The sequence below is a fragment of the Corynebacterium sp. HMSC076G08 genome, from assembly GCF_001811515.1.
GTDB classification, from domain to species: Bacteria; Actinomycetota; Actinomycetes; order Mycobacteriales; family Mycobacteriaceae; genus Corynebacterium; species Corynebacterium hiratae.
Genome location: NZ_KV805081.1, coordinates 73,893 through 91,484, shown reverse-complemented (window position 1 = coordinate 91,484; position 17,592 = coordinate 73,893). Strand labels below are relative to the sequence as shown.

At 66.5% G+C, this 17,592-nt stretch carries 16 protein-coding genes; 8 read left to right on the top strand and 8 right to left on the bottom strand.

The window, feature by feature from the left end:
• Positions 1–6 precede the first annotated feature (6 nt).
• Both HMPREF2806_RS10995 and trmB read right to left on the bottom strand, forming a co-directional pair.
• Positions 7–618 carry an NYN domain-containing protein gene (locus tag HMPREF2806_RS10995; RefSeq protein ID WP_070517721.1) on the bottom strand — a complete coding sequence of 204 codons (612 nt, stop codon included), beginning with the start codon at positions 616–618 and terminating at the stop codon, positions 7–9.
• Positions 618–1,391, bottom strand: coding sequence for a tRNA (guanosine(46)-N7)-methyltransferase TrmB (gene trmB, locus HMPREF2806_RS10990; protein WP_070517720.1), 774 nt, complete (start codon positions 1,389–1,391; stop codon positions 618–620). The genes HMPREF2806_RS10995 and trmB overlap by 1 nt, the downstream gene beginning before the upstream one ends.
• Before the next feature lie 358 nt (positions 1,392–1,749).
• On the opposite strand from trmB, the gene HMPREF2806_RS10980 reads away from it, so the two are divergent.
• The 5 genes from HMPREF2806_RS10980 to HMPREF2806_RS10960 all read left to right on the top strand — a co-directional run bounded on the left by HMPREF2806_RS10980 (position 1,750) and on the right by HMPREF2806_RS10960 (position 6,840).
• On the top strand, positions 1,750–3,570 hold the full coding sequence (locus HMPREF2806_RS10980; RefSeq protein WP_070517719.1) for a phosphoenolpyruvate carboxykinase (GTP): 1,821 nt from the start codon (positions 1,750–1,752) through the stop codon (positions 3,568–3,570).
• Positions 3,571–3,710: 140 nt separating this feature from the next.
• A complete protein-coding gene (locus tag HMPREF2806_RS10975) occupies positions 3,711–4,523 on the top strand; it encodes a class I SAM-dependent methyltransferase (protein ID WP_049156954.1) in 813 nt (270 codons plus the stop codon).
• Positions 4,520–5,335 carry an MTB12 C-terminal domain-containing protein gene (locus HMPREF2806_RS10970; protein WP_053089094.1) on the top strand — a complete coding sequence of 272 codons (816 nt, stop codon included), beginning with the start codon at positions 4,520–4,522 and terminating at the stop codon, positions 5,333–5,335. Before HMPREF2806_RS10975 ends, HMPREF2806_RS10970 begins: the two co-directional genes overlap by 4 nt.
• Before the next feature lie 9 nt (positions 5,336–5,344).
• On the top strand, positions 5,345–6,082 hold the full coding sequence (locus HMPREF2806_RS10965; RefSeq protein ID WP_049156956.1) for an ABC transporter ATP-binding protein: 738 nt from the start codon (positions 5,345–5,347) through the stop codon (positions 6,080–6,082).
• Positions 6,079–6,840 carry a hypothetical protein gene (locus HMPREF2806_RS10960; protein WP_049156979.1) on the top strand — a complete coding sequence of 254 codons (762 nt, stop codon included), beginning with the start codon at positions 6,079–6,081 and terminating at the stop codon, positions 6,838–6,840. The genes HMPREF2806_RS10965 and HMPREF2806_RS10960 overlap by 4 nt, the downstream gene beginning before the upstream one ends.
• Before the next feature lie 14 nt (positions 6,841–6,854).
• On the opposite strand, the gene HMPREF2806_RS10955 is transcribed toward HMPREF2806_RS10960, so the two are convergent.
• Entirely contained in the window at positions 6,855–7,610 is a 756-nt protein-coding gene (locus HMPREF2806_RS10955; RefSeq protein ID WP_070517718.1) for a class I SAM-dependent methyltransferase, read from the bottom strand.
• Between the two features lie 24 nt (positions 7,611–7,634).
• Between HMPREF2806_RS10955 and HMPREF2806_RS10950 the strand changes: the two genes are divergently transcribed.
• Positions 7,635–8,717 carry a glycosyltransferase family 4 protein gene (locus tag HMPREF2806_RS10950; protein WP_070517717.1) on the top strand — a complete coding sequence of 361 codons (1,083 nt, stop codon included), beginning with the start codon at positions 7,635–7,637 and terminating at the stop codon, positions 8,715–8,717.
• Here HMPREF2806_RS10950 and HMPREF2806_RS10945 read toward each other — a convergent pair.
• Both HMPREF2806_RS10945 and HMPREF2806_RS10940 read right to left on the bottom strand, forming a co-directional pair.
• Positions 8,641–10,116, bottom strand: coding sequence for an MmpA family trehalose lipid delivery protein (locus HMPREF2806_RS10945; RefSeq protein WP_070517716.1), 1,476 nt, complete (start codon positions 10,114–10,116; stop codon positions 8,641–8,643). The two genes, HMPREF2806_RS10950 and HMPREF2806_RS10945, sit on opposite strands and share 77 nt — an antisense overlap.
• A gap of 6 nt (positions 10,117–10,122) precedes the next feature.
• Positions 10,123–11,097 (bottom strand): PorA family protein, encoded by a 975-nt coding sequence (locus tag HMPREF2806_RS10940; RefSeq protein WP_070517715.1) that lies wholly within the window; start codon positions 11,095–11,097, stop codon positions 10,123–10,125.
• Between the two features lie 53 nt (positions 11,098–11,150).
• Between HMPREF2806_RS10940 and HMPREF2806_RS10935 the strand changes: the two genes are divergently transcribed.
• Positions 11,151–12,317, top strand: coding sequence for an acyltransferase family protein (locus HMPREF2806_RS10935; RefSeq protein WP_070517714.1), 1,167 nt, complete (start codon positions 11,151–11,153; stop codon positions 12,315–12,317).
• Between the two features lie 159 nt (positions 12,318–12,476).
• Here the strand turns inward: HMPREF2806_RS10935 and HMPREF2806_RS10930 are convergent, their stop codons facing one another.
• Genes HMPREF2806_RS10930 through HMPREF2806_RS10920 form a run of 3 tightly spaced genes read right to left on the bottom strand, consistent with a single transcriptional unit; the run spans position 12,477 to position 16,445 of the window.
• The gene (locus HMPREF2806_RS10930; protein WP_070517713.1) at positions 12,477–15,710 is read right to left on the bottom strand and encodes an alpha-(1->3)-arabinofuranosyltransferase domain-containing protein; all 3,234 of its coding nucleotides are present in this window, start codon (positions 15,708–15,710) and stop codon (positions 12,477–12,479) included.
• Positions 15,711–15,712: 2 nt separating this feature from the next.
• Positions 15,713–15,910, bottom strand: coding sequence for a DUF2613 domain-containing protein (locus HMPREF2806_RS10925; RefSeq protein WP_010188604.1), 198 nt, complete (start codon positions 15,908–15,910; stop codon positions 15,713–15,715).
• Between the two features lie 31 nt (positions 15,911–15,941).
• Entirely contained in the window at positions 15,942–16,445 is a 504-nt protein-coding gene (locus tag HMPREF2806_RS10920; RefSeq protein ID WP_070517712.1) for a universal stress protein, read from the bottom strand.
• Between the two features lie 58 nt (positions 16,446–16,503).
• Here HMPREF2806_RS10920 and HMPREF2806_RS10915 point away from each other — a divergent pair, with 58 nt between their 5' ends.
• A complete protein-coding gene (locus HMPREF2806_RS10915) occupies positions 16,504–17,565 on the top strand; it encodes a glycoside hydrolase family 3 N-terminal domain-containing protein (RefSeq protein ID WP_070517711.1) in 1,062 nt (353 codons plus the stop codon).
• Positions 17,566–17,592: the final 27 nt, after the last annotated feature.

Below are 17,592 nucleotides of genomic sequence, written 5' to 3'. Positions count from 1 at the left end.
CGGCTCCTAACTGTGCTCGGGCGCGCACTCCGGAAGCAGCGCGGACAGCGGGCGGAAAGGCTGCAGCCAGGCGCCGCCTGGTGGCAGATTGTCCAGGTTAACGCGTGGCAGCGGTTCGCGGAAGACACCCTCGATGTCTTCGAGGTCGACGAACTCAATCTCCGGATGGGTCACAGCCCAGGAGGCGTGCTCGTGGAAGCCGAGGACGCAGGTGGGCAGGCCGGAAGCAGAGAGCTGTTCCAGCAGGTGCTGGAAGTTCTGGCCGTCGGCTGAGGCGACGATGACACCGGAGAGGTTCTCGCGGTTGGCCTTGATGTATTCGACCATGTCGGGGTCGACGTCATCGTCCTCGTGCAGCTTTGGCTTGGCAAAGACGGCGAAGCCGACGTTGCGGATGGCTTCCACCCATGGGCGGATGACGTCGGCGCCGCCGGGAGTGACGTTGGTGAAGACGGCGGCTTCGGGGGTGGCGTCGTTGTCGAAGGCCAGCTCCACCAGCCAGCGGCCAATCGCATCAAAACGCGGGCGGTGTGCGGAGGTGGGTCGCCCGCCCAAGATGGCGCCGAGCCCCATGTCCATGTTGGGTGCATCCCACACCAGAAGATAGGTGCCGGCCATTACTTCTTCTCCCACAGGTACTCGGTGATGACGTGTTCCTTATCCAGGCCTTTGCCCTCAAACTTGGTGATGACCTGGCGGTCAGTGAGGATGGGGCACTCCGGCCAGGGCCAGCCCTTGTAGTCGAGGGAGGGCTCGACCTCAACGAGCTCGTTAATCCACTCGGCGTAGCCGGCATGGTCGGTGGCCACGTGGAGCACGCCGCCGGGTTTCAGGCGGGAGGCGAAGAGGTTGAGGGTGCCGGATTGGATGATGCGGCGCTTGTGGTGGCGGACCTTGGGCCACGGGTCCGGGAAGAAGATACGGATGCCGTCGAGGGATTCGGGCGCGAACATACGCATGAGAACTTCGATGCCATCGCCGCGGACCATGCGGATGTTCTCAATATCGTTGCGGACAATGGAGCCCAGCAGCTTGGCTAAGCCTGGCTTGTAAAGCTCGACGGCAACAATGTTGGTGTCCTTTTCCAACGGGGCCATCGCAGCAGTGGAGGTTCCGGTGCCGGAGCCGATTTCCACGATGGTCCTGGCGCCCTCGCGGTTGAACCAGGCGGGGATGTCGAGGGGTTCGTCGGCAAGCAGGCGTCCCAACTGAGGCCAGTGCTCCTCGAAGAGGGCGTTCTGGTTGTCGGTGAGGGTGCCGCGACGGAAGGTCACGTTGCCGAGGCGTGGGTAGTCCAAATCATTGTTGAACTCGGCGTTGAAATCCGTCTGGAGGCCGCGACCATGAGGCATCTGCGCGGCGGGATTCTGGGAGGAGTCTGCACTATTCATCAGTTGACATTGTTCCCTTAAGCAGGGGTGAGGGGCAACGTGCCGCGCCGTGGAGGGCGGAGGGGCGTCCAGGTGGAGGCCACACAGGACGCCGTGGGGGTAGCGGGACGGGCGTACGGGATGGACAACCCAAAGAAAATCCACCCCTGTGCGGGGGTATCTTTGGTGGTTGCGTGCCCTATTTCACACTTCGTTGTCCTTGGGTTAGTCGGGTTAACCAGGGTGGATATAACCGGGGTGGGCTGTATTACACATTCTGTTATCGCCAGTATCCGTACTCTGGTTGGTGAAACGTCGATAGGGGAAACCTTCGGCGATATAAAGCACCCTGGCCACACCGACCACAGGAGAATGTGAGATGACCGCAACCATTAAGGGCCTTGTAGGTGAACTGCCCACGAAGAACGAGAAGCTTATTTCGTGGATCAGTGAGAGCGTCGAGCTCTTCCAGCCGGAAGAGGTCGTCTTCGTAGATGGCTCCCAGGAGGAGGCTGACCGTCTCGCCGCTGAGCTCGTGGAGAAGGGCACCCTGATTAAGCTCAACGAGGAGAAGCGCCCGAACTCCTACCTGGCGCGCTCGAACCCGTCGGATGTCGCGCGCGTGGAGTCCCGCACCTTCATCTGCACCGAGACCGCCGAGGACGCCGGCCCGACCAATAACTGGGCCCCGCCGGCAGCCATGAAGGAAGAGATGACCGAGGCCTTCCGTGGCTCCATGAAGGGCCGCACCATGTATGTGGTGCCTTTCTGCATGGGCCCCATCAGCGACCCGGACCCGAAGCTCGGCGTGCAGCTTACTGATTCCGCTTATGTCGTGCTCTCCATGCGCATCATGACCCGCATGGGTCAGCAGGCTCTGGACAAGATTGGTGAGAACGGCGATTTTGTCCACGCCCTGCACTCCGTTGGTGCTCCGCTGGAGCCGGGCCAGGAGGATGTCGCGTGGCCGTGCAACGAGAAGAAGTACATCACGCAGTTCCCGGCGACCAAGGAGATTTGGTCCTACGGCTCCGGCTACGGCGGCAATGCCATCCTGGCCAAGAAGTGCTACGCGCTGCGTATCGCTTCCGTCATGGCGAAGGAAGAGGGCTGGATGGCAGAGCACATGCTCATCCTCAAGCTCACCAACCCGGAGGGTAAGAAGTACCACATCGCGGCCGCCTTCCCGTCTGCCTGCGGTAAGACCAACCTGGCCATGATCGCCCCGACCATCCCGGGCTGGAAGGCTGAGGTTGTGGGCGATGACATCGCCTGGATGAAGCTGCGCGAGGACGGCCTGTACGCAGTCAACCCGGAGAACGGCTTCTTCGGTGTGGCGCCGGGCACCAACTACGACTCCAACCCGATTGCCATGAAGACGATGGAGCCGGGCAACACCCTGTTCACCAACGTCGCGCTGACCGACGACGGCGATGTCTGGTGGGAGGAAATGGGCGAGGCCCCGGAGCACCTCATCGATTGGCGCGGCAACGATTGGACCCCGGCTTCCACCACCAAGGCGGCGCACCCGAACTCCCGCTACTGCGTGCCGATTACGCAGTGCCCGTCTGCTGCTCCGGAGTTTGATGACTGGAAGGGCGTCAAGATTGACGCCATCCTCTTCGGTGGCCGCCGCGCGGATACCGTCCCGCTGGTGACCCAGGCCTTCGACTGGAACCACGGCACCATGATCGGCGCCCTGCTCTCCTCCGGCCAGACCGCTGCTGCTGAGGGCAAGGTCGGCGCCCTGCGCCACGACCCGATGGCCATGCTGCCGTTCATGGGCTACAACGCCGGTGACTACCTGCAGCACTGGATCGACATGGGTAACAAGGGCGGCGACCGTATGCCGGCCATCTTCCTGGTGAACTGGTTCCGCCGCGGTGAAGACCGCCGCTTCCTGTGGCCGGGCTTCGGCGAGAACTCCCGCGTTCTCAAGTGGATCGTGGACCGCATCGAGGGCAACGTCGACGCCGTCGAGACCGTCGTGGGCCACACCGCCCGCCCGGAGGATATCGACCTCACCGGCCTGGACTTCGACATCGAGGATGTCCGCGAGGCGCTCGCTGTGAACCCGGCTGATTGGGCTGGCGACATGGAAGACAACAAGGAGTACCTGACCTTCCTGGGCTCCCGCGTGCCGTCTGAGGTGTGGGACCAGTTCAAGGCCCTCAAGGAGCGCGTTGAGGCTGCCTCCTAACGCCGCTTTCCGCGCCGCTGCTTTCCGACGCCCCTCCACCCAGCGGTGGCGGGGCGTCGCCGCGTTCTGGCATGTTAGGTTGGCCACAATAAGGTTAGGGTAACCTTTTAAATGGAGAAAGTCTCGCATATTCTGGCTGTATGACAACTTCTTCTTTGCCCATGCACGATCGTCCCGACTCCGAGGTTGGTGGACACTGGCTCCTCGCCCGCCTGGGAAAGAAGGTGTTGCGCCCCGGCGGGCTGGAGATGACCACCACGCTAATCGACGCCGCCGAGCTGAAAAACAAGGACGTGGTGGAGCTGGCCCCTGGACTCGGGCTCACTGCCCGCCAGATCGTGGCGGAAGGCCCGCGCAGCTACACCGGTGTGGACGAGGATCCTGATGCCGTGGCGCGCACGAAGGCCAGCCTCGCCGGCGCTTCCTCGGCTACCGTGGTGGTCAATGACGCCAAGGCCACGGGTTTGCCGGATAACAGCACGGATGTCGTCTTTGGCGAAGCCATGCTCACCATGCACGGCGAGAAGGGGAAGGCCGCGATCATGGCGGAGGCGTTCCGTATCCTGCGCCCGGGCGGCAGGTATGTCATCCATGAGCTGTGCCTGGAGCCGGACACGCTTGACGACGCCCAGAAGCTCGAGATCCGCCGCGCGCTGGCCACGTCCATCCGCGTCAACGCCCGCCCGCTGACCACAAAGGAATGGGACGGCGTGGCACGGGAGGCTGGCTTCGAGGTGACTGAGCGCCACTATGCAGATATGGCGCTGCTGCGCGCCAAGCGCAACTTGCAGGACGAGGGTGTGCTGGGCGTGGCGCGTATCGCCTTTAACGTCTTGCGCATGCCCGACGCCCGCCGCCGCGTTTTCGCGATGCGTTCGGTGTTCAACAAATACAGCGACAACCTGCAGGCCATCGGCGTGGTGCTGACCAAGCCGGCCGCGGCTGCTCAATGAGTTTCGGTGAGAGCGGTGACGTTGCCGGCGGCGTGCCGGACGGCGTGATGGAGGCCCGCCCACGTGGGATCAGCTGGCCCACGGTTGGCGTATCTGTGGTGAGCAGTTGCGTCGCCGCTGCGCTGGTCTTGGGTTTCGGCGTGCAGCTCAGCCAAGGCAAGTGGGAACAGGCGGCAGCCCAGGGTGCCGCGATGACGCAGCCAGCCGAACCGAGCGTGCCCGTGAGCAGCGACTCCGCAGCGCCGGCGGCTGCGGCAACAACGGCACCAACAACGGCGGCGTCCGCGGCGTCGCCAAGCGTTGCGCAGGACGCCCCCGCTGTGGCGTTGGAACCGGCACCGCAGGAGAATCAAGCGGCAGACCCAGCGCCAGAGCAGGCGGTGGATGAGACGGTGGAGGACCCCAACACCGGCTGGTACCCCAGTGGGGATTTCAGCGCGAGCTTTGCGGCTACTAACCCGGAGCCGACGCTCGATGACCTTAACGGCGTCCTGCACGCGCTCGTGGCCACGCCGGGATCCGATGCGGACAAGGCACACAACCTCGAGGCTGGTCTGCCGGGGACGGTGGTGCCGAGAACCATTTACAACCTGGGGATATTCCGTCCGCCGCTGGGCTGGAAGCGGATTAGCGGGCCACTGACGGTGGAGGGGAACACCGCGAGTGCCACGCTCAACGCGAGCTCGGCCGGGCGTCCCACGCTCTCGTTGCGGGTGGAGTTCCGCTACCTCGACGGGCGCTGGAAGCTGGCCACGAACTCGCTGCGCAACGGCATCGATGCGGTGGGCCTGCCCATCGCGGGCGCGTTTTAAGGCGGCGGCGTGATTGACGTTGACAACCTGAGCCACTGGTATGGCTCGCGCCGCACAGCCGCGCCTGTGCGCGACCTTTCTTGCACCTTCGCTGATGGCCGCATCAATTACGTCGTGGGGCTTAACGGCACCGGAAAGTCGACGCTCCTCGGCTGCCTTTCCGGAAGCTTGCGCCCGCGCGGCGGCAGGGTCCTGGTGGACGGGCGGGAGCTGCGCGGTACCGACTATCCGTTGCGCCACGTGGGCAGCTACTTGAGCGCAGAAGATTTCTCACCGCAGCACACCGGCCTGCGCCACCTGCAGTGGATGTGCGCCCTCGCAGGCGCGCCGGTGGAAAAGGCGGAGGCGCTGGTGCGGGCCGTCGGGCTCGAGGAGGCCTCGCGGCGCCCCATCGGAGGTTACTCGTTGGGCATGCGCCAGCGCCTGGGGATCGCCAGCGTCTTGGCGGGAAACCCGCGCAACATTGTGCTGGATGAGCCGCTCAACGGCCTAGATATCCAGGGCGTGTGGTGGCTGCGTGAGTTGCTTGCCGCGTGGGCGGAGGAGGGTCGCTGCGTGATCGTGGCCTCGCATCATCTGCGCGAGGTGGAGGCCACGACCGAGGTTGCCGACGCCTCGGTAACCATCCTCAGCCAGGGCACGGCTCTTGCCCACGGCTCCCTTGAGGACGTCATCGCCTCCACCGGCGCCCCCGACCTCGAATCCGCCGTGGCGGCGCTGATCCCGGAGCTAGGGGCACGGGCATGAAGGCGTGGCAACGCTGGCGGATAAGCCTGCGCGCCGAGTCTGTGCGCCTGGGCGGGGCGCGCGGCCCGCTGGTGCGGGTCGCCGTGCCGCTGGGGTTTGCGCTGCCGCTGGCGGTGACCTTCGGGGTGGCAGCGGTGGCGGAGCACGTCCAGTCCGCGGGAGGCATCCTTCAGGCGCAGTCCGTGGACACTACTAATGCGGCGTATTGGCCCATCTACCTGGGCAGCATCGTGTTTGCGGCATTGGGGGCGTGGGCGCAGGCCACCGCCGGATCGCGGGCCTTGCGTGCGGCGGCGCCGTGGTCAGGGCTGGATCAGCTGGCCCGCTGGTGCTTCCTGGGCGCGCTCGCGGCGGCCGCGACACTGCTCAGCGTCAGCCTGTGCCTGCTGCTCCTGCCCACGTTCTTCCCGGTGCTCTATGGGCAGGTGAACTTCTTCGCGGGCCTGCGCATGGTGGCTCTCGGCCCGGTGTACGCGTGGTTGGCGGTGGGCTACGGTGTGGCGCTGGGCCGGCTGCTGCGCTCCCCGGCGTTGAGCATCGCGGCGCTGACGGTCTGGGCGCTCTTGGTAGAAAACGCGCTGTGGCTCATCCCCGGCGGCGCGCGCCTCACCGGCTGGCTGCCCTTCCTCAACGGCGTCTTCGCTACCGGCCAGGACGTGGCGCTATTCCCGCCTTGGGGCCGTGACGGGGCGCTGGTGTACTTCGCGGCCGTGGGCGTGGCGCTCTGGCTGGCTTCTCTGCGCAGGCGCCTCGACTAAGTCTGACTCAGCCATCAGGCGCGCAGGACGATGACCAGGTTGGAGGTCACAAGCTCCCGCAGCACCGGCACCTTGGTCACCCACCAGGCCCAGGCAGGGTGGTAGCGAGGAAAGGCCGCGAGGAGCTGCGAGCCTTGCGACGTCACGCCGCGCGCCCAGTCCAGGCCTTCGCGTGCGGAAAGCGCAAAGAGCGAGGAGCCAAAGACGTTCTTCGGTGGGTGCCCATGGCGGCGGGTATAGCGGTCCCGGGCGAACTCGCCGCCCACGTAGTGCTCCCACAGGCCGGTCTCGTGCCCGCCGAAAGGTCCCAGCCACACCGTGTAGCTCAAGACCACCAGCCCGCCGGGCTTGGTCACGCGCAGCATCTCCTCGCCCATGGCCCACGGGTGCGGGATGTGCTCGGCCACGTTGGAGGAATACGTGATGTCGAAAGTGTTATCCGCAAAAGGCAGGCGCGTGCCGTCGCCGCGCACGGCTTGGGCCACCTCGATGCCGGCGGCGGCCATCTCACCCACGTCCGGCTCCAGCCCCACATAGCTGGCCCCGCGCTGGGCAAAGGCCGAAGCGAAATAGCCGGGACCGCCCCCGACGTCGAGCACGCGCGCGCCGGTGAGGGAAAGGGAGTGGTCGCGGGAGAGGGCGTCGACAAGCGCGGCGGTGTCCTCAGCCAGACCGCCATAAAAGATCGCGGGCGCTGTCTGCTCAAAGCGGAAGGAGCGCAGCAGCCGCCAGGAGCGGCGCAGTGTGGCCAAGGCACGAGTGCGTTTCATAACCCACTAGGCTAAAGCATCGTCATGAGAATCCTTCTTTTGTGCTGGCGCGATTCCACCCACCCGCAAGGTGGCGGTTCCGAGCGCTATCTCGAGCGCGTCGGCGAGTACCTCGCCGCCCAGGGCCACGAGGTGGTCTTCCGCACCGCGCGCCACATGAACGCCGCGAAGCGCGAACGCCGCAACGGCGTGCTCTACTCGCGCGCCGGGGCCAAGTTCAGCGTGTATCCGCGCGCACTGTTGTGGATGCTGTTCGGCGCGCGCGACGTTGACGTTGTGGTAGATACCCACAACGGCATTCCCTTCTTCGCGCGCCTGGTCACCCGCGCGCCCGTGGTGATCCTGACGCACCACTGCCACCGCGAGCAGTGGCCGGTGGCCGGGCCCGTCCTGTCGCGGCTGGGGTGGTTCCTGGAATCTCGCGTGGTGCCCGCGCTGTATCGCGAGAACACGTGGGTGACGGTCTCGGAGGCTTCGAAGCGCGACCTAGAAAAGCTGGGCATTCGTGGCGCGCACATCATTGAAAACGGCGTGGACCACCTGCCGGAACACGTGCCCACCTTGGAGCGCGAGGCCGATATCCACCTGGTGACCTTGTCGCGCCTGGTGCCGCACAAGCAGATTGAGCACGCCATGGACACCGTGGCGCGGATTCCGGGCGCGCTTCTCGACGTCATCGGTTCCGGCTGGTGGGAGTCCCAGCTGCGCGAGTACGCCCGGGCCCACGGGGTGGAAGACCGCGTGCGCTTCCGCGGTCAGGTCACCGAGGACTATAAACATGCGCTCCTCGCGCGTGCCGACGTGCACCTCATGCCCTCCCGTAAAGAAGGCTGGGGACTGGCAGTCATGGAGGCGGCCCAACATGGGGTTCCCACGGTGGGTTATACATTCGGCCTGCAAGACAGCGTTATCGACGGTGAGACCGGTGTCCTGGTGCAGCGCGAGGAGGAGTTCGCGCAAGCGGTGCGCACGCTTGTCGACGACCCCTCCCTCCGCCACCGTTTAGGCAACGCGGCGCGCGAGTTGGCGGCTACTTTTTCGTGGGAGAAAACCGGCGCGCGCTTCGAAGAACTGCTAGAAGCGGAAGTGCGCACCAGGCGGCGCTAAGCCCCCACGGGGCGGGTGCCGGTTGCGCGTTCGTGGTGGCAACGATGCCTCCCTTTTCGACGACTGCGCCCACGCCGAGTTCTTCTAATCGGTGGAGGTCGCGTTCACTCCAGGCCTCGGCGGCCGCGAGGTAATGCGGCGATGGCTCATCCACTGTCACACCGTCTACGGTGAGCTCGCCGGAGTCGAGCTTGTTGGCGGCTTTGGAGTAGGGGTCGAGGGCGATGCCGCCGTCGACTTCGACCATGGCGGGACGGTCGGCGAAGAAGGTCAGGCGCCCGTCGAGCTCTTCGATGAGCTGGCGGTCGATGCCCGTCTCTCGTGGCTTCAACACGGCGAGCTCCCGCGGGGCATCGGGGGCTTGGAGCAGGCAGGCACACAGGGCGAGCGCGGCCGGAAGCTGGCGCAGGGACGCGATGCCCGCCACGGCCAGTGGTAGGGCGAGTAAGGTGAGCTTGGAGGAATCGCGCAACAGGCCCGCGCCGGGGATGTGTTCTACGGCGTACGCAGTAAGCCCGGGCACCAGCGCACCGAGGATGGCCAGGCCCATGCCGAGAACCGCCAGGGCCGCGAGCGGGCGCAGCTCGCGCCGGGGAAGGCGGGCAGCGCCCAGGACAGCGAGGGCGGCGACGGCAAGTCCCGCCAGGGCGAAGCCCTGCGCGCGGGAAGCCGGTACTGCTGCGGCATTCCAGATGCCGCCGAAGCCGAGCAGCGAGCCGACCGCACCCACGTAGGCCTCCGCGCGCGGGGCGAAGGCCGCGGCCTGGGCGGCGGGGTCGCCGTGGGTGGTAGGCGAACCGGCCACGAGGCTTGGAACTAGCCACGGCAACCACAGCAAGACTGAGCCGCCCGCGAAGAGCCATCTTCTTCGCCCTTCGCGCTCACAGACAACCGCGATGAGCCCCCCGAAGAGGCCGCCGGTGGGCGTCAAGGACGCGGCCCACAGCGCCAACCACGCCACGCGCGGGCGCGCATGGAGGCAACCCCACGCGATCACGGGCGCCAGCCAGGCGGCGACCGCCAACGACCACTGGCCCTGCAGGAGGCGCTCGATGATAAAAGGATTGGCCACCGCGCACGCCATCGCCGCGGCTGCCGCCCACGGGCTGGACTCGCGCACCCACCGCCCCGCCACCCACGCCGAGGCGCTCGCGGCAGCAAGGATGAAGACCCTGGCCAGCCACGCCCCGCCGAGCAGGGCAAGCACCCCGTCCTGCGGTGCATTGCGGGCGGGAAGGTCACCGGCGCCGAAGGCGGCGGCGCTCAGGGCTGGGCGGTCAAGCAGCACCATGTCGCGCCACAGGAACTCGCCGGGCAGCACGAAGGGCCAGCACACCGCGAGCACGAGCACCACGCTCCACGCGCCGAGGGTGGTGCGCACCGTACGGGAAGTAGTCACGGGCGCCTACGCGCTCTGCGCCGAATGACGGCGCATGAACATCGCGGCCGCCACTGCCAACAACACCACGCCGATGGCCTTGCCCAACCACCCCACGAGGCTCAAGATCTTGACCGTGTCGATGACCCCGCGAACCGAGTCGAGGCGTTCGGCGCGGGTGGAGTCGGACCAGGAGAGGGGGACGTCGAGAAGCGCGCGTTCTTGTGTGTCATCGGCGTCGACCATGGCCTGGGCCTGGCGCGCATCCGTGGCCCAGAAGATGCGCGGGTGTTCCTCCTCGTTGACGATGGTGCCGGTCGTGGGCTCGACCCACACGGTGCGGCTCACCGCGTAGAAAGGCTCGAGGATGACGTGCGAATTCGGCTTGAGGTTGTAGCGCTCTAAGGATCCCGGCGAGTAGAAATCGCCCGCCGGGCCGGAGCGGCGAGCATCGAGGCCGAAGACCTCCGTGAGCAAGACCGGGGCGACATCCTGGTGGAAGACGTAGGTGGGGATGCCGTCGAGCTTCTCATCGCGCAGAAAATCGATGGGCTCCGTGTCCTGGGTGAGCGGATCGAAGAAAGGGTAGGAGCGCTGCTCCGCCCCGGAGGGGAAGAAGTAGCTTATGCCATCGCGCTCAACCCGGTCCTCCATCTGCACGTCGAAGGCAGAAAGCTCGATGTGCTGTGTTGTGTTCGGCCCCGCCACCGGGTAGGCGGATTCGCGGTTGAGCTGGGATTCCTCGGTGATGTGCGCGATGGTCTCGCCGTTGAAGGTGAGGTCCACGGTGGACTGCGCGCGGGCCACGGAATCCTTCATCGCGGGGGCGGTGGTGGTGTGGCGGGTGAACGTGGCTCCGTCGTGCTCCGCGTGGATCTCTAGGTTGAGGTCCCTGGGCAGCGGGCGGGATTGGTTGTTGTACAGCGGCGGAAGGATGGACCCGAGTATGAGGAACACCGCGGCGGCAATCGTCACCTGCGCTAGGCGGGAGCGAAGGAACACGTCAGCTCCGATCGGTCGAGGGATTCACTGCAGAAATAGTATCGTAGTGGGCCATGCGCTTTCTCCCTGAGCTCGAAGGCGTGCGTGCGCTGGCAGCATTGGCAGTCGTGGTCACGCACGTGTCCTTTCAGACGGCCACTGGCTGGGCCTGGGCTGAGCGCCTGGATTATGGGGTGGCGGTCTTCTTCGTGCTCAGCGGTTTCTTGTTGTGGCGCCGGCGGCACGTGCACACGGCGGGGCAGTACGCGCTCTCCCGCGTGGCGCGCTTGGCGCCGCTGTATCTGGTGTGTGTGGTGGTCGTGCTCGCCTTGCTTCCCGACGCTTCCCCCTTAACCCTCCCGCAAGTCATCACCAACCTGACTGGCACGCAGCTCTATATTGCCGATGGCCTGGTTCCCGGGCTCACGCAATTGTGGTCGCTGTGTGTGGAGTTCGCCTTCTATGCGGTGTTGCCGCTGTTGGCGTGGTTGTTGGATAAGCTCTCGGCGCGCCCGCGGGTTGCGCTTATTGCTGGAGCTGGCGTGCTGAGTTTGTTCTGGGGTTTTCTGTCGTTTGTGGCCGGATATGAATCCGGCGATGTCAATACGCAGATTTGGCCGCCCGCGTATTTCTCGTGGTTTGCGGTGGGAATGTTGGCCGCGGAGGCCGAGGCCGCGCAGGTGCGCCTGCGTGCTGGGCGCATTGTGCGGCCCGCTTGTTGGGCGGTGGCGGCGGGCTGCGTGTGGCTGGCCAGCCGCGAGTGGTTCGGCCCGCAGGGCTTGGTGCATCCAGAACCGGGTGAGTTTGCGCGGCGCATTGCGGCGGGGGCGGTGTGCGGGGCGTGCATCGTGGTGCCGGTGGCGCTGGCCCCGCGGGAAAGCTGGCTTTCTTCCGAGGTGATGCGAGCGCTGGGCCGCTGGTCTTATGGTGTTTTCATGTGGCACGTAGCGGTGCTGGCCATTGCCTTCCCGCTGTTGGGCGTGTCTGCTTTCTCCGGCTCTGCCGGGGATTTCGCGGTGGTGCTGGCTTTTACGGTGGTCGTTAGCTGTGTGCTTTCTGCTGCGACCTACGCGCTTGTCGAGGTCCCCGGCCGCGACCTCATCCGCTCCTTCGCCCGCGGCTGCATCGCCGTCCCGCGTTCTCTGCCGCGCCTCGCCGCCGATTCTGCGAGCGCTTCCGGTTCCGGATCCCTTGCCAACGCCGCCGGTTTTACTGATTCCGCCGGTTCGGCGGGGCCGTAGACGGCACTTCACACATGGCATTTTCCAGAAGGCATTAGTCAAACGGTTTACTTGACCCCAAACAAACCTTTTACATCGCCGCAGATGGTTTCCCTGCCCCCAAAGACACCTTTTGACTAGTACCTTTTGAGGGAAACCATCTGGGGCGGGGCCGGGTACTTAGGACGTGCGGCGGGATGGGAGGCAGGCACACGTGATAGCCGCGACGCAGAGCAGCTGCACCAGAAGCGAGTCGCCGGCGTAGCCGTCCGTGGGCCAGGGTGCGCGGGCGAGCATCGCGCCCGCGGCCAGGGTCAGCGCGCCCGCCAAGTAGTCGGAGCGCAACGTGGTCCAGCGAGTGATGGCCCACGCCGCGGCAGCGGCGGCAACTCCGGGTAGACCCGCGACGAGCGCCATCGTTGCCGCGATGAGCAGGGCTAGAAGGACACGCGCCGAGGCAGACGAGTGGGTAGCAGGGCTGGACGAGGCGGTGTTGTGTGCCGCGGAAGCAGCGGCGGTGGCGGGGGAAGCGGAGTGAGGGCGCGGACCGCGGGCCATGAGGAGCAGGCACAGCGCGGTGGTCAGCGCGGCGAGCGCGCCGCCGAGGCCCAAGCCGACGCGATAGGCGCGGTCGGCAGCAAAAGACATGTGGAAGGTGCCGCCGGCACCGGCGGGAATGAGGAAGGCTTGCGTGTCGGCATCGATGGAGCGCGGCTCGAGGGGCAGTGGTTCCGAGCTGGAGGCCGGCGTCGAGTCCGGCGCTGAGTCTTGTGCTGAACCTGGCGTCGAGACCGCGGCTGTGCTGGGGGAGCGTAGCTCGCCGCGCAGGCCCTCGTTGAAGGCACGGCCGGTGATGAGGAGGCGGTCGTGGTCGGCGGGCTCGATGGTCTCACCGGCAGCGAGCGGGGTATAGCCGTGGTCAGCGCCCGATGCGGCCGATGGGGTAGCGCCGTTTGCGGATGCTGAGCGGTCAGAGGAAGCGGGAAGGGGCGCGGGCAGGGAAGACGCGGTATCGGTCAGGGCCGCCCAATCGCCAGTGGTGCGCACGAGGTGCTGACCGGCGGGCAGGTCGAGGGTGGAGTTGGGGGCGTGGGGGGAGCCGTCGATAAGCACTGTCTTCTCACCCGAGACCCGCACCGTCATGTCGCGCGGGGTAGTAAAGGAGCGGATAAGGATGTGCTCGTTGTCCTGCTGGAAGAGGAACTGCTCGGCATCGGGCGAGGTATCGGGCACGGTGACGATGCGCCGCGGGGTGGGCTGGTCCACGATGGAGGCTTCCGCAATTCCGGTGCGGCGCTGCGGCTCGATGCGGATGGTGGAGGCTTTCGCGCCGGGCACGCGGATATCGCGGGCGCGGTAGGCCTCCATGGTGACCGTCACCTTGGAATCGCCATTGTGGATGGTCACCTCAGTCGTGCCGGTGGTCATCAGCCGCAGCGTGGGCGAGGTCCATGTGGAATCGGAGTGCAGCTCTAACCAGCCGGAATCGCCGGGCGCGGGCCACCAGGCGGTGGAGTTCTCGTCGTCGACGGCCGCGGTAAGAGAACGCGCCGGGTTCGCCCCGCCGAAGGCGGAGGCATCTGCGGCAGACGAGGACGCGGTGACCCGGCCATCGTGCTCCACCACCTGGGTCAGCGGGCCAGCAGAGGGGTAGTCGCGCAGCCGGTTGCGCACCGTCGATGGGTCGCTAGGGGCCAGCGGTGCGGAAACCGGGCCGGAAAGCGTGCCGTAGTTGCGGTCGCGCAAGGTGGGTGTGTCGGTCACGATGTCGGCGTTGGCGGAGACGAGTTCATGGGGACCGGAGAGGAGCGCGAGCGATTCCCCACCGCCCGCCACGCGTGGCGGATCCGCAGGCGCCAGGTTCATGGAGAGGTCGCGGTCGAAGACAACGACATCGACCTCCCCGAAGGTGTGGACCTCGCCTGGAATATGGACCGAAGAACCAGAAATCAGGTCGTGGCGTACCGCGACGGCCCCGATGCCCAGGCGCTGCAACACATAAGGCGCGGACGCGGGATCACGGGAAATCTGCGCCATCGCACCGTCCAGGCCACGGATCGCCTCGGGCGGGATGAGGGGGACGGCGTCGCGGACGGCCCAGGGGACGTCGAGAAGCGGCTGCGCCGGCTCATCGCGCGTCCACCCCCAGTCCTGCCGCGCAAAGGAGGCCGGGGGGTAGATGAGCACGCGCGTATCCAGGCTGTTCATGAAAGAAGCGGCCTCCTGCCAATAGCTTGGCACCTCTTCGTACGCCCCCTTCGGCAGCAGCCGGCCCGCCCACGCCGGGGCGGTCGCGCCCACCACCACGAGGCACACTAAAAGGCCCGCTGCTTCACGACGCCCCGGGGTCAACGTCCGCGGCAACCTCACGCGGGCGGCAATCGCGGCCACGCCGAGTACCAGCGGGATGCGCACCAGCGGGTCGAACTTGTGCACGTTGCGCAGCGCGGCCAAGGGGCCGTCGAGCGCGTCGAGATACCACGCGGCATGCGTGCCGAGCACGGCCACACCCACCAACAGCATGAAGGCCCACTCGCGCGGCAGGCGGGCCAGGCCCATGAGGCCTAAGGCGGCAACGCCGATGGTGACAAGCACGAAGACCGGCTCGGTGGCCAGCTCATTGCCGGCGACGCGCTCGGTATCCACAAACGGCGCCCAACTGGTGGTGCCGCGCAGGATTTCTGCCAGGTTGAGCCACCGCGTGGTCACGCCGGCGGACTCGATGAATTCCGTAAAAGGCGGGGCATAGCGGCCCAGGATGAGCAGTGGGGTAATCCACCACGTGGACACCGCAGCGCATCCGGCCAACCACACCAGGCCGGTCTTGCCCGCGCGCCGCCACAGCAGAATCAAGCCCGCTGGCAGGCAGGCAGCCAGCGTGGCTGTGGCGTTGACCGCGCCCATGCACGCCACCGCCACTACTGAGGGCGCGGCATCCCGCCAGTCCACCCGGCCCGGCCGTAGGAAAGGCAGCAGCACCCAGGGGGCGAGCATGACCGGCCAGGTCTCCGAGGAAATCGCGCCCAGCGTGGTCAGCGTGCGCGGAGAGAGCGCGTAGAGCACTCCGCCTGCCAGCGCGGCAAAGCTAGGGGCAGCGGGAAGCACCGTGCGGACCAAGCGGAAGAAGCCCAGAAAGCCCACCGCCAGGACCAGGAACCACCAGGCACGTTGCGCTATCCAATCCGGAAGTGGGTCCGCCAGCAGGAAAAACAAGCCCTGGGGGAAGAGGTAGCCATAGGCCTGGTTTTGCAGCTGGCCCAGCGTGAAAGTATCGGTATAAGCATGCAGCGCGCAGCGCAAGAAATGCGCGGGGTTGGCCACCAGATCGTGCTTGGTATCAGCAGCAGTCAACCCCCACGGCTGCACCAGAACCACGAGGGCTAAAAAGAAAAGCCCCCCGATGCGTGCGCGCACGCTTACTCGCGGGAGCCGTACTCCGGCCCGCCCATCACGGCGTCGGAGGCCTTGACGGAATTATCGTTCGGCACGGCATCGGCCTGCGAGAATTGGGCAATGCCCAGGATGGTCACGACTCCCAACGCCACGCCGACGACCGCGCTGCCCAGGGCCGGACCCAGGGTGCGCTTGTTGAGGGAATCGCTGTCGAATGCCATGGCGCCAGATTCTAGCAGCTAAAAGCTGCCTTTAGGAGTCGCTTTCTTCCGCGTCGTCCTCATCGTCGTTCTCCGGTGGCACGATGAAGACCGGCAGGCCCGCATTGCGCACGATGTACTCCGCCGTGGAATTCGTCCACAAGGAGCGGAAGCCGGTGAGCGCGCGGGTGCCGGTGACGATAACGTCGATGTCGAGTTCTTGGGCGGCGTCGACAATCGCGCTCTGAATCGTCGTCACGGATTCCACCAGGTGGGCATGGCCCCGCAGCCCCAAGGTCTCCGCCTTGGCGATGCCCTGGCGGCAGATGGCGAGGGCCTCCTCGTAGGCCGGATCATCTTCCACGCTCTCCGGCGAGACCGTGGACTGGTGCAGCCCGGTGCGGCTGACGGCGCGGGCGGCCTGGCGTGCGGACGGCTCCCACGCGGTGAGGATTTCGACGTCGGTGGGGCGCAGCAGCCTCGCGGCGTACTCGAGGGCGCGGTCGGCGCGGTCGGAGCCGTCATAGGCAATGAGCATGGTCTCTCCGTTATTCATGTGGCCATCCTAACAACCAGGTGTTGCCCGCGCGGGTGCTTCAGGCACACTGGTGGGCATGAGAAAAGCAATGCCCGCCCTCCTGTTGAGTGCTAGCTGTGCGCTGAGCGCGTGTAGCGAGGAATCCGTGCTTTCCGACGCCCCGCCGAGCGAAACCCGCGCCGCGCCCACTAGTGCCGCGTCGGGAGACGCGGCACCACCGGATGTCGCGCCGGAAGACGTCCGCGCCCGCGCCGCCGCCACACTCATGCCGCCGGCGCTGAACTACGAGGATGCCCGGGCGAAGCTCGAAGCCGGCGTGGGCGGGCTCTTTATCCCGAGCTGGGCAGATCCTGAGCTACTCAGCGATGGCCCGCGAGGAGTAAACGCTTTGCGCGAGGAGATGGGCCGTGACTTTGAAGTTTCCATCGATTTCGAGGGTGGGCGCGTGCAGCGTTTCTCCGAAATCTTGGGCGACTACCCCTCCCCGCAGGCCATGGCGGAGGGGCATAGCCCAGAAGAGGTCGAGGCCTTGGCCACAGAAATCGGGCACAGCCTGCGCGCACACGGCGTGACGGTGGACTTTGCACCAGTGCTCGACGTGGATGGGGGAGACCTCGAGGTCGTCGGTGATCGCGCCTTCTCCACCGATCCGGAGGCCGCCGGCGAGTATGGCGCGGCCTTTGCCCGCGGGCTGCAGGCTGCCGGTGTGAAGGCCGTGTTCAAGCATTTCCCCGGCCACGGGCGCGCCTCCGGGGACACGCACTTGGGTGAGGCCGTTACCCCGCCGCTGGAGGAGCTCTCTGGTCACGAGTTCGTGCCTTTCCACACGGCAATCCCGCAAGCGCCGGATGCGGCCCTCATGATGGGGCACCTCGTGGTACCAGGCCTCGGCGATGAGCCCGCCTCCCTCAACCCGCGGGCCTACCAGTTAGCCCGCGAGGAGCTGGGCTTCGAGGGCACGATTTACACCGATGACCTGGGAGGTATGGCTTCCATCTCGGAGAATTTCAGCGTGCCGGAGGCCGTGGCCGCAGCCCTTGCCGCAGGTGCCGATATGCCGCTGTGGTCCACCGACGATGACATCAACGCGGTCATCGACGCGGCCGCCGAAGTCGTGGCCCAGCACGAGGGCGACTAGTAAAAACCAGCTGGCAGCCGTTAATCT

Coding starts and splice junctions, on each gene's coding strand:
- HMPREF2806_RS10995 (WP_070517721.1), bottom strand. CDS start 618: ATGGCCGGCACCTATCTTCTGGTGTGGGATGCACCCAACATGGACATG.
- trmB (WP_070517720.1), bottom strand. CDS start 1,391: ATGAATAGTGCAGACTCCTCCCAGAATCCCGCCGCGCAGATGCCTCAT.
- HMPREF2806_RS10980 (WP_070517719.1), top strand. CDS start 1,750: ATGACCGCAACCATTAAGGGCCTTGTAGGTGAACTGCCCACGAAGAAC.
- HMPREF2806_RS10975 (WP_049156954.1), top strand. CDS start 3,711: ATGACAACTTCTTCTTTGCCCATGCACGATCGTCCCGACTCCGAGGTT.
- HMPREF2806_RS10970 (WP_053089094.1), top strand. CDS start 4,520: ATGAGTTTCGGTGAGAGCGGTGACGTTGCCGGCGGCGTGCCGGACGGC.
- HMPREF2806_RS10960 (WP_049156979.1), top strand. CDS start 6,079: ATGAAGGCGTGGCAACGCTGGCGGATAAGCCTGCGCGCCGAGTCTGTG.
- HMPREF2806_RS10955 (WP_070517718.1), bottom strand. CDS start 7,610: ATGAAACGCACTCGTGCCTTGGCCACACTGCGCCGCTCCTGGCGGCTG.
- HMPREF2806_RS10950 (WP_070517717.1), top strand. CDS start 7,635: ATGAGAATCCTTCTTTTGTGCTGGCGCGATTCCACCCACCCGCAAGGT.
- HMPREF2806_RS10935 (WP_070517714.1), top strand. CDS start 11,151: ATGCGCTTTCTCCCTGAGCTCGAAGGCGTGCGTGCGCTGGCAGCATTG.
- HMPREF2806_RS10925 (WP_010188604.1), bottom strand. CDS start 15,910: ATGGCATTCGACAGCGATTCCCTCAACAAGCGCACCCTGGGTCCGGCC.
- HMPREF2806_RS10920 (WP_070517712.1), bottom strand. CDS start 16,445: ATGAATAACGGAGAGACCATGCTCATTGCCTATGACGGCTCCGACCGC.
- HMPREF2806_RS10915 (WP_070517711.1), top strand. CDS start 16,504: ATGAGAAAAGCAATGCCCGCCCTCCTGTTGAGTGCTAGCTGTGCGCTG.